Genomic DNA, 15,476 nt, shown 5'->3' on the forward strand with positions numbered 1-15,476 from the left:
CTAGTTGCCAAAATCTTTAAGAATTATGAATTTTCCAAACAGTTTTTTAATTTCTCGACTAGTTCCCCAACATGAGGTTCTTCCAACAAGGTATAGTGAGAACCAGGGATCTGCTGGATATCTATTCCTCCCTGTACCAACTCACCCCACCCAAACAACGGGTCGTACTGCATACCTGTAGCTTCGTCTCGGTGCTTATCAGAAGTCCGCAAGAGAGTCATGCAACCGGGATAAGTTTGGAAAGTGTATTGATTGAGGGCTTTAGAGTTGGCATCCATGATCTCTAAATGTTTGTCCTCTTTGGGGGAAGGCTCGGGAATACCCATCAACTTTTTATACTTGTACTGGATGTGAAACCCAATCCAATCGCGCCAACCGACAAGCTTGTGCTGTAGGTAAACCATTCCTTCTTGAGAGAAATTCTCTAGATGCTCGAGAACTCGATAACGGAAAGATAATCGGCGCTCGGAACCCGGACGAATAGTATCAAGCATGGCAAGAATTGCTACTTTTTCACCTTGCTTGTGGAGTTGCTGGGCCATCTCAAAAGCGACAACACCTCCAAATGAATATCCTCCCAAGTAATAAGGTCCTTTGGGCTGTATCATCTGAATTTCTTTAATATAGTGGGCTGCCATCTCTTCAATTTGAGTGTAAAGAGCTTGTTTTCCATCTAGCCCTTGTGGTTGCAACCCATAAACGGGTCGGTCCTTTCCCAAATGCATAGCTAAGGTTCGATAACACAGAACTTCTCCGCCAAGAGGATGGGCTAAGAACAAAGGAGCCTTGGAACCGTAGGGTTGTATTTTGACTAAGGAGGACCAAGATGTGTCTGTTTCGTTTTCTGAAGTAGCACCTGCTTGTTCTTCTGAAAAACGAAGCATCGTAGCAAGAGCTTCCACAGTTCCCGATTGAAAGAGAGTGGCTAAAGGAAGTTTTTTGCCAAATTTTTGTTCTATCTGAGCAAATAACTGGACTGCGAGTAAGGAATGTCCTCCCAAGTCAAAGAAATTATCTCGAATACCAATCGGTTGGCGGTGTAAAACTTCTTCCCAAATTTGTGCGATTTGTTGTTCTAACTTATCTCGTGGAGCAACAAAGTTTGCTTCTAAATCAAGTTTTGAGAAATCATGTGCTGGAAGAGCAGCGCGATTGACTTTTCCACTAGGAGTAAGAGGTAGTGCTTCAAGTAACACAAAAGCTGAAGGTACCATGTACTCAGGTAACTTTTCTTTTAAGAAGCTACGCAAGTCACTTGTGACAACTTCGAGTTCTTTATTGGGTACAACGTAAGCTACCAAACGTTTATCGCCGAGAGCATCAACGCATGCAACAACTGCTGTCTGTACTACGGTGGGATGTTGGTTTAAAACAGCCTCTACCTCACCTAATTCTATCCTAAAGCCCCGTATTTTTACTTGGTAATCTCTGCGTCCAATAAATTCAATATTACCATCAGGTAAATGACGCGCTAAATCCCCTGTTTTGTACAGACGCGCCCCTTCTTTTTGACTAAAGGGGTCGGGGATAAATTTTTCCTCTGTAAGGTCCGGTCGGTTGAGATAGCCTCGCGCCAAACCCAAGCCACCGATGTGCAGTTCTCCAGGGACACCAATGGGAACAGGTTGCATGTGTTCGTCTAGCAAATAAATTTGTGTATTGGCAATCGGACGCCCAAGGGGAACAATTTTGACGCGATTGTTTTGTTGCGATGGAATGGGATATGTTGCAACAATTCCACAGGTTTCCGTTTGACCAAACATATTAATTAATCGTGCGCCATGCTGGAAACCAAGCTTCCACTGTGCGGGAACATCAGAGAGTAGCGGTTCGCTTGCAGACACGATCAGGCGTAATTTGTTGTCCAGTAGAAATTCTCGTTTCTCAGGGTCGAGGTGAGTTAATGCGTGAATGCAGTTGCGCCAGTAAGAGGGGACGATATCGATCGCCGTGACATTGTGTTGTTTAATAGCCTCAAAAAGCGCTCTTGGGTCTTTCCTCTGTTCCGAAGTAGCAATTTTGACAGTTGCGCCTTGAGCTAAAGGTACCATTAACTGTCTGACAGACGAAGAAAACGCAATCGATGCCGTGTGGAGATAGATATCTTCAGGTGCAATCCCGAGTGCTCTTGCCATTGCTTGTGCGTAATGACACAAATTTGCGTGTGTTACTTGAACACCCTTTGGTTTTCCGGTTGAGCCAGAAGTATAAATAACGTAGGCTAAGTTTGCAGGTGTTGCTGTTTGGTTTAAATTTTCTTCCGATTGTTGGGCAATGAATCGGCAATCTGTATCCAAACAAACTACTTTTTCTGTAAAATCGCAGATCTCTGTTTTTAGACTTTCCTGAGTCAACAATACTAGAGGCTGAGAATTTTCCAGCATGAAAGCCAAACGCTCTTTAGGATACGTTGGGTCTAAAGGTACATACGCCCCACCGGCTTTGAGAATTCCCAACAGTCCCACGACCATTTCTAGAGAACGTTCCAAATAAATGCCAACGAGTACCTCAGGTCCGACACCCAACGCCTTTAAATAGCGTGCTAACTGGTTTGCTCGATGATTTAATTGCCGATAGGTCAGTTGCTCGTTTTCAAACATCAGAGCGATCGCATTCGGATTTTGCTCTACTCTTTGTTCAAACAACTCGTGTATGCACTGTTCTTGAGAATAGTCTGCTTGATTGTTATTCCATTCAACAAGCAATTGATGGCGCTCGGTTGCTGTTAGCAGTGGCAATTCGCTTAAAGGCTGCTCTGGATTGGCAACAATTCCCTCTAGCAGCGTTTGGAAATGCCCGCTCATACGTTGAATTGTAGGAGCATCAAACAGATCGGTGTTGTATTCCCAAAATCCTCGCAATCCCTGTTCTGTTTCAGCAATGGAGAGATTTAAATCAAATTTAGAAGCTATGTTTTCCCAATCGAAAGGAGTTGAGGCGATCTCCGGTAAATCCAATGTTTGCTTCGATGTGTTTTGTAAAACAAACATCACCTGGAACAGGGGATGATAGGAGAGCGATCTCTCTGGTTGAAGTTCATCTATAAGTTTATCAATAGGCAACTCTTGATTAGTATAAGCAGACATTGCCACCGAACGCACCCTTTGCAACAGTTCTCGAAAACTGGGGTTACCCGACATATCAGTGCGTAGCACCAGAGTATTGGCAAAAAATCCGATTGAATTCTCTATTTCTGGTAAATTTCGACCCGCTACTGGAGAACCAACTAAAATGTCTGTTTGTTTGGTATAGCGATAAAGCAAAGTCTGAAATACCGCTAGCAATGTCATGAAAAGCGTTACACCCTCTCTTTGTGAGAGTTTAGCAAGTGCTTGCAATAATTTCTCGGGAAGTATAAAACTTTCTCTTGCACCTTGATATGTTTGGACAGGTGGTCGAGGTCTATCTGCAGGTAATTCCAGTACGGGAACTGCACCTGCTAACTGCTGTTTCCAATATTTCAATTGCTTTTCTAGTACTTCATCGGAAAGCCATTGTCGTTGCCAAACTGCAAAATCAATATAATGAATGGCTGGGTCTGACAAAGGACTGGGCTTTTTATTTACGAAGGCTTTGTAGAGTTTTGCCAACTGCTCTAAAAGAACACTCATTGACCAATCATCAGCAGCTATCTGATGCATGACGAGTAGCAGAATATGTTCTTGTGGCGAGCGTTGTATCAAACAGGCGCGTAACATCAAATCTGATGTCAAGTTGAAGGGACGGTGCGCCTCCTTGTGTAGCAACTTTTGTACAAAGCTGGTATCGTTTTCTTCTAAAGCGTTCTTCAAATCTATAACTTTTAGTTCCACTGAACGAGGTTCAGTAACAACCTGTAAGGGATTGCCATTTTGTATTATGAATTTAGTTCGTAAAGCTTCATGATGAACTACAACTGTATCTAAAGCCTGTTGCAGTACCGATACATTTAGGTTCCCACGCAATTGGAAAGCTTTTACAACGTGATATACAGAATGATTTTGCTCCAACTGGCTTAAAAACCACAGCCGTTGCTGGGCAAAAGAGAGAGGTGCTAATTCTTGCTCGGTTTTTCTAACATTATTCAGTTTTTGGTCAAAATTTGCATTATTTTGAAACTCTAGCTTGGTTTGTGTCTTTTTGGCTGGTGAAAGAGCGGTGATATTTTGGTTGATATCTTTCATTATTTACCCTCTATATTCTCAGCTTAACTTCAGGCTAATAGATCTTCAAAGACGATTTAGACAAGACATTTATCAGTGCAAAGTAGCACCTAGATAAATGACAATTTGAGTCAAAAAATATTCTCTCCAAAAATTTTTTGGAAATTGGGAACACTAAGTTTTCGACTAATGTTGCATCATGTATGTTCCTCTTTGAATTTAGAAAACTAATTTATTCTTTTAAAATAAATTATGTGAAGACTTGCTGATTTCTTATCTTATTATGTAGCTTAAAAAGTTACAATCTTATGACTGTTTTGTTATCCAATTATTTTTTATAATCTAAATACTCCTTAAGATAGTTAACATAAAACATTCTTGCATTATTCCCAAACCAAGGTAGAATAAGCCACTTCCAACTTTAAGTTATAAGTTTTTATCGCAACAAAATAACTCACCGCAAGTTATGTCTTGGATGTTGCTTACGCAGTATTATGATGACCCAATGTATGAAATCTTTGCTCATTATAGTATTTTCCACAAATAATTTATAATTTTTTTACTAAATATGATTAAGAATTTTCTTAGAATTCAGATTCAAGCTGATAGCAATTGATGCTGTCATTTTTGCTCGATAGCGGGCATTACCAGTGACATCCATCTATTGGTAGATACCGTCCTATCTATATATAACTTTTTTTGAATGATTGAGAATTGTTATAAAAAATCTCGCTCGTATTCTCTTGTTATCAATTGGCAGTTTAGCGACTTAATAAGTTTGCAATTGACTGTGCTAGCCAGTGGCGATCGAATTTCTTCAAAGCGAACCATTCACGCTGTCTAGCGTCTAGCTGAAGGGCGCGATCGCAAACCATAACATAAGTAGTCGTGCAAAATGAATGGCTTGCCAAAATATATAAATAATACGTAAGTACTGATTTGCTTGCCGAGCATTCAATCGACTATTGAACTGGAAAACCCAGATCTGATAAGATCTTCATGGCAAAATCATGACAAAGCGGAACTCTTCATCACTATGGCTACATCTGCAATTGACGTCAATGATGCAGCAGCTATCAAAGCAGTGCAAGAAGGGCTTGCAGTGTGCGATCGCACCTCGTGGGGACGTATAAAAATCTCTGATGATGACCGCCTTCGCTTTTTGCACAATCAAAGCACTAATAACATTCAACAGTTGAAACCAGGACAAGGCTGCGACACAGTTTTTGTCAATTCTACCGCTCGCACCCTCGATTTAGTAACAGTGTATATTCAAGAGGATGCAGTATTATTACTAGTTTCCCCAAATCGCCGCGAATTTTTGATGCAATGGTTGGATCGCTACATCTTCTTTGCTGATAAGGTGCAATTAACAGATGTGACTGATGAAACCGCTAGCTTGAGTGTCTTTGGACCAAAAAGTGACGCTGCGATGGAAAAGCTAGGGGCTGGGGCGATTGTTGGTCAACCTTACGGAACCCATATACTCATTTCCATTGCCGATAGAGAAGACAAAAGTCTTGTAGTTGCTGTTGGAAGTGGTTTGGCTTCTCCTGGATATACTTTGATTTTACCAATTGCTGACAAAGAGAAGGTCTGGAACCAACTTGTTGAAAATGGAGCGGTAACGTTAAGCGATCGCGCTTGGAATATGTTGCGGATATTACAAGGACGCCCAGCCCCAGACCAAGAACTTACTGAAGATTACAACCCCCTAGAGGTAGGATTGTGGCAGACTATTTCTTTTGACAAAGGTTGTTACATAGGACAAGAAACAATCGCCCGCTTAAACACTTACAAAGGCGTCAAACAGCATCTTTGGGGTATACGTCTCACCGCCCCGGCTGAATTAGGAAGTCCGATTACCATTGGAAATGAAAAAGTTGGTAAGCTAACAAGTTACACGGAAACTCTTGACGGTCATTTTGGGCTGGGCTACATTCGCACCAAGGCTGGTGGTGCGGGTTTAAAAGTTTCTGTGGGAAATGTCGAGGGTGAAATAGTTGAAGTACCTTTTGTTTCTCAGGAATATCCACAGGTATAAGGTTTGCTTTCCACTTCTATACTTTATTTTTGAGAACATCGAGAGCAGCTTTTTGTCCAGCTCGAATAGCACCCTCAATATAGTTAACCCAAATGCTAGAACGTTCTGTACCAGCCCAATGAATTTTACCTACAGGACTATTCAGGACAGAACCCACCGCAGTAAGCAAACCAGGTGGGAGTGCAGAAATACATCCACCAATCCAAGGTTGAGTATTCCAATCAAACTCCACTAATTCTAAAGGTCGTTGTGCAGCCTCACCAAAAGTTTGCCCGAGAAACGCCAAGAAAATCTCTTGACGCTCGGACTCTGCTAAATGGGAATAATCGGGAGCTAGCAATCCAACAATGACTCCTTTGCTCCCGTCTTCTGGTGAAATATCAATAACCTCAATTTTGGTATCGACGCTGAGAAAGTGACCGGTGGCAATTTTTCCCTGCCAAAAGGGTTTTTCGTAAACAGCGTGGATTTTTACCCAACTCATTGTTTTCCACCCTTCAATGAGTTGGCGGTGTCCCAAAGGTAGGGGAGGAGAAAATTTAATATCAGCTATACTTTTGGGCATCATTGCCACTATAACCTGTTGAGCGCGGATAACCCCGTACTCTGAAACCAGTTGAACAGTAGAGCCATCGTAACCAGATATTTCAGTGACAGGAGCACTGAGCACAACCCTCTCGCCCAAACGTTCTGCGATCTTCAAGGAAATTTGCTGTGTCCCTCCAACCAAGCAAAACTCCTCAGCCGTTTCTAGAAGATCGTAAAATCCCGCCGTATGGACAAAATGCAGCATCCATAAAAAGGAAACTTGATTCGGATCGCCACTTAAAATTTGGCGCACACATCCCTCAAACCAAGCTTTTGCTTCATCTGTGACTGTGTTTTGCTCAATCCAATCACCCATTGTTATGGAGTCTAATGCTTCAGCGTCAGGAGAATCCCAAGGGGTTTCTACTGGAACTGTCAAGCATAAAGCTTCAAACTTTGCCATGGCTCGAGCAAAATCCTGTTGGGCAATGTCTGATGCTAATGTTGGAGATGCTTCCAGCATTGTCCATTTTTGCCGAAAGCCATAAAGAGTTTGACCTTCAAACTTTCCTCTCTTCGTGGTTATGCCCATTTCTGCAGCCAAAGCAAGCAAAGCTGTTTGAGTAGGTCCCACCCAAGTCCCACCTTGTTCGACATAACCTCCCGATGTTAGCGGATGATTGAGAGTCCGTCCACCAACTCGCGAACTTGCTTCTAATACGATTAAAGATTCAATACCTAATTTGTAAAGTTCCCAAGCCGCACTTAAACCGGAAATACCTGCACCTACAATTGCGACATTTACATTAATATTCATTATTAATTTTTTTTGATTTTAGATTTTGGATTAAACAGAAATGTTCTCCCGCAGTCCTCACCTAAAAATACTTGAAAACATTCCCAATTGGGAGAGGCTTCTCCCGTGTCTCCCCCTCTCCCTTCTCCCTATTCCCTAACCTCTTCCGCGCTCCAACTCTTACCTTGGCAAAAGTCATCTATCCAATTAGCTAGATGACGAACTCGACGTGTTGACACTAAATTCTCTTGTTGATGACTGTCTTCCTGCGGTATCGTCACAAACGGGCTTTTGCTTTCCCCATCGTTATCGATGGTAAAGTGTGATTCACAATTTCTTTGCCCTTCTCTATCAAAAAGCGCAAGAGTTGGTACGCGATGAAGACTGCTTGTCCGGTCAGGCGTAGCAACTGCAACAGAAGATACGTAATTTCTTTTAACTTCCAATTCTGTGGGGACATCAACAGAGCGAAAAAATTTGCCTTGAAGCGTTACCTCCTTGGAAAAATAGGAAAACCATGGAATTGATATATTTTTGCTTTTTACAGGGGAAGCCGTAACTGCAACTGATGGTACTGTATGGCTTTCACTTTCTATTTTGGGAGAAACATTAAAATTCCCTAATGGTAAAGAGTGGTTTTGGCTTTCTTCATTGATGGCAATGTCATTGGAAGTTAGAGGACGATCGCCATATAATATTTCAGTCGTTACTTCAAAGGAAGTTACAGATTGGTGTTTGCTTTCTACTTCCGTGGCAGCTACACTGGGGTTTAGAGATTTTCCATGCAGTAATTTCTCTTGTAAAAAAATATTGGAACTTGGGCTAGCTACCTCAGATTCATCCAAAGGAATTAAGTGTAAATGCTCCTCAGGGTTAAAGTTAAGACCCAAAGCTGACACAATTTCATCTGGATCGTTATTCAGTTCTATAAGAAAAGGAAGAAGCTGCTCAAGTTGGGGTTCCAAAACAGACAGAGTTGCCAAAATAAAACTAGAGGAAGGGCGACGCAATCCATCATACGTTCCCCACACTCGTACTTTTACCAGCCACGAACGATTTTTGTAGTAGTAATTCACCCACTTGAGTTTCAAAGACTGGCGAATTTGCTGAATATTCATTGAAAGGTGTTAGTGGTTAATGGTTAGTGGCTAGTGGTTAGTTGTTTTAACCACTAACGACCAACCACTAATGACTAACTATGTTCTTGAAATCGATAATAGAGCATATGTGTCACTCTTTTAAACTATGCTGGTGTTGTTCTACCAGTAGAGGTACTTCATGGGGACGGACACCTCGGTACCAAATCCTTTCGGGTAATACCAGAACTATAGGTCCGTTACCACACTGTCCCAAACAACCACAACCGGACACCGTGACTCCAGGAATTAACCTGGCTTCAAACGCGGCTAAAACTTTTGCTGCACCTTGCTTGCGACAGGCGCGGTTTTGGCAAACCCGGATGCATTTAGAAGAATCGGATTGTGGCGTTAGCGGTTGAGTCATAAATTAACAGCCAAGCCTTTCGATTCCAACCATTCAGTATTGAAGATCCGCGATTGGTAACGAGAACCGCTATCACATAAAATGGTGACAATGGTATGTCCCGGTCCCATTCGTTTAGCTAAAGCAACAGCAGCACCAACGTTAATACCTGTAGAACCCCCCATGAATATGCCATCTTTTCGCAACAACTGGTAAACAACTCTCAAGGCTTCGCGATCGTCAACTTGGATCGCATCATCCGCTGGTGCGTCTTCCATATTAGCAGTGATGCGACTGTTCCCAATTCCCTCCGTGATAGAGTTCCCCTCAATCTTGATTTCACCTGTCTTGATATAGCTGTACAATCCACTTCCCATGGGATCGGCGACAACACACTTGATAGCTGGATTTTTTTCCTTTAAGTACATTGCTACACCCGCAAAGGTTCCTCCAGTCCCTGTTGCAGATACCCAAGCATCAACTTTACCGTCTGTTTGCGACCAAATTTCCGGTCCTGTCGTTTCATAATGAGCGCGGCGATTTGCTAAGTTATCAAACTGATTTGCCCAAATAGCATTTTCCATCTCCGAGGCTACTCTGCCAGAGAGTTTAACGTAGTTGTTTGGATCTTTATAGGGTACTGCAGGAACGGGGCGAACTTCTGCGCCTAACGCCCGCAAAGCATCCATCTTTTCTTGGGACTGGGTGTTGGGAATAATAATGAGGCATTTGTAGCCTTTAGCGTTACAAATATGTGCCAGTCCAATACCTGTATTCCCTGCTGTGCCTTCTACGACTGTACCACCGGGTTTAATTAATCCTTTTTCTTCAGCATCTTTAATAATGTACAGTGCGGCTCTGTCTTTTACAGAACCACCAGGGTTAAGAAATTCTGCCTTACCCAGGATTTCGCAGCCGGTTTCTTCACAGAAACTGTTCAGTCGAATCAGTGGTGTGTTCCCTACAGCACCTACAAAACCATTTTTAATATCCATGTTAAATTAACTCGCATTCGGTTTTCATTTCTAAAAAATTTTTCAGTACTGTGGGTAGGGCTTTAGCCCACCAAAAATCAGGTATGGTGGGGATTTACCGTACCTGTGCAGTACGGGTGGTGCGGAAATAAGGCAACCATCAGTAACAGACAAAAAGCTTACTGTATAAGGTTTTTCCCCCTTTGCCACGCCACTTGCTTTATGCCGGAGAACCCCTTTGAGTTCGCCCTCCCTTGTTCGCCAGTCGCCAGGGCGCGGGAAACCCGCCTACAGCAATGGTCTCACCGCCTGCAGCGCTGACTCACCAGTTACCAAAAGAGGGAAACCCTCCTATGGTACTTTCGTACCGCATTTCGCTATCAGCACCGATCTCACCGTCCACAGCAGTGGCTCCTCTGACGAGAGTACTTCTGCCTTCTTGTACCGGGTATATTCAAAAATCAAATAGGATTTTTTTATATTGTGACATTCCGCGCACCATAATTAAGTGTTGATATCAGCAGTTACTAGCCCTCTTGCCATTGGCTGTTGAGGTGCGAAATCCCTCGAATCCCCCATCGCATTTATGCGTAGGGATGCTTTCTAACGTAGTAGCGAGCGTTCGGGGCTTCCTGACTTAAGCGATCTTCTTACTCCTTAGTGCTCTCAACCCCGACTTTCCGCGACTCCAACCACAGGGGAATGGCAATTACAGCGACTAGAATGAGCAACGCTGCGATCGCAAACTGACTGACCCAAGTTACGAGTTGTTCTAGAGAAACTATTTTTCCTGCAAAAAAAGCCAGTGTTACCATGACGCTAGCCCAAGAGACTGCTCCTGCTAAATTGCACAAAAAGAATTTGCCAAAGGGCATTTCTGCTATACCCGCAAGAGGCGCTGCAAAAATCCTCAACAGTGCAAAAAAGCGTCCAAAAAACACTGCTTTGACCGCATTTTCACTAAATTGGTCTTTGATGGCTAATATTCTCGCTTCTGAAATTCTGAATATACTTGCTAGCCTAATAAGTAAAGACCAGCCGCCAATTCTACCTATCCAATAACCGCACGTACCCCCGATTGCAGCACCAGCTGAGGCGTCGCTGAGAACCAGCCAGTAATTTAGTTCCTTGCTACCAGCTAAAAAACCACCTACTAAGGTCACGGTTTCGCCAGGAAGAGGAATCCCTAAATTTTCTAACAAAATTCCCAAAAAAATTGCCCAATAGCCATACTCGTGAGCAACCTTCTGGATGTTTTCTAGTGATATGAATTCAAGAGACATCCAGCACCGCCATCTTTACAATTTTTTACTTTCTCTTCTATGTTGACTCTTTTTTATGCCGCGTGTCAATGAATTTACTCAGGTCAACGTGCCATTGTCTGCCGACAATTTTTGCTGTACCTCTTTATCATAGAAACGGCACTTAAAAAGACATCATAAATAATTTTAACAAAAAGTTTACAAAAGTACCAAAAACCTGTAAAAATTCTGTAAAAGATACGGTTGATACTGAAATCCACAAATAGTTATGCCTATATTGGGGAAAGTTAGGACAAATTATACGACATGGATACTGAAAATATCAGTCTAAACCATACCGCTGCAATTCCCCAAGTTATTGGGTGAAAAAGCAGCATTTTTAATGGTTTAAAGTAAAACGGTGTCTGTGTCTGTTTTCTGTTTTTGTACAGTGTTTCAACTACCCAGTTAAATTCATGACTACTACATCAGACTGTCAAGTAATCTTGTTTAAACCCGAAGGACGTATAGATTTGCAAGGAGGAATGGCTCTTAGCGAAAAAATGACCTCAGTGGTTCCTAAATCCAATCAACTGTGGGTTATTGACCTAGCTAAAGTTGATTTTATGGACAGTTCTGGACTAGTGTCTCTAGTCAAAGGATTAAAAGTAGCCCGTCAAAGCGGCTGTCGATTGGTTATTTGTAACGTTCAACCTCCTGTCAGATTGATATTGGAACTCACTCAATTAGATACCGTCTTTGAAATTTTTAGCTCCTACGAAGACATTTTCATTGAAAGCAATGAGGAAAATCTAGTTGTAGCGAACTAAAGATTTGACACGTGATTCCAAAGATCGTTAGTGGTGCTTGCGTGCATACTGCAGGAGATTATTATCCTATCAATTGAAAATATCCACCTCAGAAACCTAAAGCGATGGATAACTTCATCGTTCAAACCAATTGAACAAGCACTCACTAGGTGACTTCATAACTTTTTCCCATTAACTGCTTTGCTAAAGTAACTTTTGTCTGCGACGTAGACCTTTAGCAGCAAGTACCACTCGTTGATTGAATAGTTCCACTAATCAGCCATGACCATCTGTAATACGTTATGCCAAACAAATATTAGCGCCATGCGAAAGTTTTTTGGCAAACTACAACAATTCTTTAAAATGGGTGTACTCTATCTTTAAATTTACAAGTCCTGATGGTTTGGCAAAAGAATAATCTCCTGCAAGTGGGAAAAAGTTATCACTTAAATGATTTGTTGCTAGGTAATTGTTATTAGTCACCAATCGCCGATCGCTGACTTAAGCGTTCTGGGTTGAAATATTATTTTGTGGAGATGCAGCACGCGGAAAATTTGGCAAATCTATACCGCTATGGCTAGCTGTACGAGTTTTCAAAGCCAAACGGTAACTTACACTTTGAAGTTCGGCTTGTAATTGACGGTTTTCCTGTTGTAGCATTGCTACCTTTTCCCGAACTGGAGCCATGCGCTCTTCAAATTTGCGGCGGTATATATGGGGTAATTCTTGTACGACTTGCTCTAGCATGCGACTGCGATCGGTCAGTTCCTGGACTGATTGTCGCAACTGATAAATTTCCGCATCACGAGTTGATATTTGTTCTTGATAAAACGTTACCTGCTGCTCAACAGCTTGCAATTGCTCTCGCAGTTCATGCAACTGACTCAGATGACGTTCCGATACCTCTGTTTGGGGCATAAAATTGGTATTGCCCTTCACCAGGCGGAAGAGTTCTTGAGACAGTTGTTGCACGAGTTGATCTCGAAGCTGCAACTCTTGACGCAGTTTCGACACTTCAGCGGAGAGAGCTTGGATTGTGGAATCAGTTTGGCTCACCGTGCTTGCAGCTCCCGTTAAAAATATTTTTTACTTTATTTGTTACTACAGTAATCATAGTTTGGCAAGTAATAGTTAATGTAGCATTACCAGACGAATCGGCAATACGTAGATATGCTATTTTTTTTGATTGGTGGATTGGTGGTTGGTGGATTGGTGGTTGGTGGTTAGTGGTTGGTGGGGGAATATAGCCTTGCGCTCTTACATGGCTGTGCTAAGCACACGCTTGGCGCTTGACGTACCCCAAAGGTTAGAGATCTTCCTATAGTATACTTATACTACCAACCACTAACCACTAACTAATTCCCTGACTAGGTAGCAGCGGTTGCGGGTTCAGCTTTTGCTTCTTGAACTTCTTGTTTGATGGTCAAGTAGCGAATGACTTCTTCACTCAAACGCATAGCGCGTTCCATAATAGCGATGGCATTACCGGGCGCACTATAGTTCATTTGAATGTAAACTCCGTCTCTTTGTCTGGCGATTTCATAGGCGAGACGGCGCTTTCCCCGATTCTGTATTTGGATATCTTCAGATCCTTGTTCCCGCAGCAAGTTTTCGTATTTTGCGATCGCTTGCTCTACTTGTTCGTCTGTCAAGTCAGGACGAAGGATATACATTGTCTCGTAAGCTGTTGCCACTGTTTCGATCTCCTTTTGGGCTGTATGGCTGCCGATGTTACTTCGTACAGGTATTTTTTTTACAAAACCTGCACTGATTAACACCTAAAGCAACAAGGTGTAATTGATACCTTCTGATTATAATCGGGAAATTTTTGAGATGAAGCCGGAGCGAGTCGTACTCTGACTCGACGGCTGCAACCTTAGATATGGGTAACTACTAAGCGCTTTTCTTGCACTTGTTGCCTTACGTTTGATGTTGCTTTGGTTTCAACCAAAAACTGTGCTGTAAGGTAGTTTCCCAAAATCTTTTTCAAATTATCGTGCGATCCGATCAAAGACACTGAGTGGATGCACTTCCCTCATAGCTTTATAATCTTACCAGTTTTTAATTATAGTACTTGAATAAATCGCCATCAGAATTTCTCACTTGGTGGCGGTTCTAATTGCTGAGTAAGGAACTAACCAAGCTTATGGCACAGCGCTACGTGCGAGTCCAAAATCCCAAAGGACAAGTTTACTACGGCTTGTTACAACTCTCCTTGAAAGTACAGGTACTTGATGCTCCACCCTGGCTTGAAGGACAACCAGCCGATATGGTATTGGAACCAGAAAGTTACCAAATTCTTGCTCCCTGTGCGCCCTCAAAAATTGTGGCGGTGGGCAAAAACTATGCAGAACACGCTGCAGAGATGGGAACAGATGTGCCAAGTGAACCTTTGCTCTTTTTAAAGCCGCCGACAGCTATAATTGCTTCTTCAGAAGCAATTTACTATCCGCCCCAATCCCAACGGGTAGATTATGAGGGAGAATTAGCATTGGTCATCGGCGAGGTCGCTTTTGAATGCACGCCCGAGGAAGCACAAAAAAAAATTTGGGGTTACACCATTGCTAATGACGTAACAGCAAGAGATTTGCAGAAACGTGATAATCAATGGACGCGAGCTAAAGGTTTTGATAGTTTTTGTCCTCTCGGACCTTGGATTGTCCGTGAATTAAGCCCAGGCGCTCGAATACAGACTTTTTTGAACGAGCAAATAGAACCCGTCCAATCTGCTACTATCGATCAGATGGTGTTTTCCCCTGATTTTCTTGTCTCTTACATCAGCCAGATAATGACCCTGCTACCTGGAGATGTCGTGCTGACAGGAACGCCCCTAGGAGTCGGTCCAATACATTCAGGCGATCGCATTCGAGTAGAAATTGAGGGTATTGGACGGCTAGAAAACACAGTCAAAACCCGTTAACAACTAACGGACTTGCATGTAAACAGCATCAGAAATAGCAGGAATTTCTGCGTAACGTCCCATTAAAGACTGAACAACAGAGTAAACAACTGCTGCGACTATGCCCAAAAAGATCGTTGTAGATAAGGTTTGTGCTGCAAAAGCGATACCGGGAAGTGCCACGAGTCGCAAAAGTATACCGCACAAATAAGCAACAATGTCTAAAAGTAACGCTTGCATTGTGTTGAAACGAATGAAGTGAGGAATTCTTTCGTTTCTAACTACTAAAAAGAACAACAAAAAGAAAATAATGAGTTCGCTATATGGTCCTAAAATACCGTAGATTGCTAACACTGGCTGTAGGGGCAAAAACAGCACAGCCAGTGCAGGAAACTCTGTAAATAGAGAAATTCCGAATGCAAGTGCAGCAATCAGAGGTAGCAAATAAGGTAAACAAGCAAAAAGGCGATCTGAAACCGTGGTAGACCCGCGCCAAGCCATCGTGCGTTCTCCTATAGTTAAACTTCAATAGTTACATGACCCTAGAATAACGCAGTTACC

General features: G+C 42.5%; 12 protein-coding genes and 1 pseudogene. 3 read left to right on the top strand and 10 right to left on the bottom strand.

Annotated elements, in window-relative coordinates; translation table 11 throughout:
* Positions 1–23: 23 nt before the first annotated feature.
* Positions 24–4,163 carry a non-ribosomal peptide synthetase gene (locus HC643_RS08480; protein ID WP_038088226.1) on the bottom strand — a complete coding sequence of 1,380 codons (4,140 nt, stop codon included), beginning with the start codon at positions 4,161–4,163 and terminating at the stop codon, positions 24–26.
* A 740-nt stretch (positions 4,164–4,903) separates the two neighbouring features.
* Positions 4,904–5,053 (bottom strand): hypothetical protein, encoded by a 150-nt coding sequence (locus tag HC643_RS08485; protein ID WP_153021517.1) that lies wholly within the window; start codon positions 5,051–5,053, stop codon positions 4,904–4,906.
* Between the two features lie 125 nt (positions 5,054–5,178).
* Here HC643_RS08485 and ygfZ point away from each other — a divergent pair, with 125 nt between their 5' ends.
* Complete coding sequence (ygfZ, locus tag HC643_RS08490) at positions 5,179–6,186, top strand: CAF17-like 4Fe-4S cluster assembly/insertion protein YgfZ (protein WP_038088245.1); 1,008 nt, start codon at positions 5,179–5,181, stop codon at positions 6,184–6,186.
* Positions 6,187–6,202: 16 nt separating this feature from the next.
* Here the strand turns inward: ygfZ and HC643_RS08495 are convergent, their stop codons facing one another.
* The 5 genes and pseudogenes from HC643_RS08495 to HC643_RS08515 all read right to left on the bottom strand — a co-directional run bounded on the left by HC643_RS08495 (position 6,203) and on the right by HC643_RS08515 (position 11,249).
* A complete protein-coding gene (locus HC643_RS08495; protein WP_038088223.1) occupies positions 6,203–7,531 on the bottom strand; it encodes a flavin monoamine oxidase family protein in 1,329 nt (442 codons plus the stop codon).
* Positions 7,532–7,659: 128 nt separating this feature from the next.
* Entirely contained in the window at positions 7,660–8,628 is a 969-nt protein-coding gene (locus HC643_RS08500; protein WP_050046272.1) for a DUF5331 domain-containing protein, read from the bottom strand.
* 74 nt (positions 8,629–8,702) lie between these two features.
* A pseudogene (locus HC643_RS08505) lies at positions 8,703–9,013 on the bottom strand ((2Fe-2S) ferredoxin domain-containing protein).
* Positions 9,010–9,987 carry a cysteine synthase A gene (locus tag HC643_RS08510; RefSeq protein WP_038088221.1) on the bottom strand — a complete coding sequence of 326 codons (978 nt, stop codon included), beginning with the start codon at positions 9,985–9,987 and terminating at the stop codon, positions 9,010–9,012. Before HC643_RS08510 ends, HC643_RS08505 begins: the two are co-directional and overlap by 4 nt.
* Before the next feature lie 629 nt (positions 9,988–10,616).
* Positions 10,617–11,249, bottom strand: coding sequence for a DedA family protein (locus HC643_RS08515; RefSeq protein ID WP_038088218.1), 633 nt, complete (start codon positions 11,247–11,249; stop codon positions 10,617–10,619).
* Positions 11,250–11,683: 434 nt separating this feature from the next.
* Between HC643_RS08515 and HC643_RS08520 the strand changes: the two genes are divergently transcribed.
* Entirely contained in the window at positions 11,684–12,037 is a 354-nt protein-coding gene (locus HC643_RS08520; protein WP_038088214.1) for an STAS domain-containing protein, read from the top strand.
* Between the two features lie 480 nt (positions 12,038–12,517).
* Here the strand turns inward: HC643_RS08520 and HC643_RS08525 are convergent, their stop codons facing one another.
* The gene (locus HC643_RS08525; RefSeq protein WP_038088210.1) at positions 12,518–13,072 is read right to left on the bottom strand and encodes an Npun_F5560 family protein; all 555 of its coding nucleotides are present in this window, start codon (positions 13,070–13,072) and stop codon (positions 12,518–12,520) included.
* 311 nt (positions 13,073–13,383) lie between these two features.
* Positions 13,384–13,710, bottom strand: a complete 327-nt coding sequence (gene rpsF, locus HC643_RS08530) for a 30S ribosomal protein S6 (RefSeq protein ID WP_038088241.1) — start codon at positions 13,708–13,710, stop codon at positions 13,384–13,386.
* A gap of 452 nt (positions 13,711–14,162) precedes the next feature.
* Between rpsF and HC643_RS08535 the strand changes: the two genes are divergently transcribed.
* Complete coding sequence (locus HC643_RS08535; protein ID WP_038088208.1) at positions 14,163–14,936, top strand: fumarylacetoacetate hydrolase family protein; 774 nt, start codon at positions 14,163–14,165, stop codon at positions 14,934–14,936.
* Positions 14,937–14,939: 3 nt separating this feature from the next.
* On the opposite strand, the gene HC643_RS08540 is transcribed toward HC643_RS08535, so the two are convergent.
* Positions 14,940–15,416 carry a Tic20 family protein gene (locus HC643_RS08540; RefSeq protein ID WP_038088205.1) on the bottom strand — a complete coding sequence of 159 codons (477 nt, stop codon included), beginning with the start codon at positions 15,414–15,416 and terminating at the stop codon, positions 14,940–14,942.
* Between the last annotated feature and the right edge of the window lie 60 nt (positions 15,417–15,476).

Source organism: Tolypothrix bouteillei VB521301, from assembly GCF_000760695.4.
GTDB classification, from domain to species: Bacteria; Cyanobacteriota; Cyanobacteriia; order Cyanobacteriales; family Nostocaceae; genus Scytonema; species Scytonema bouteillei_A.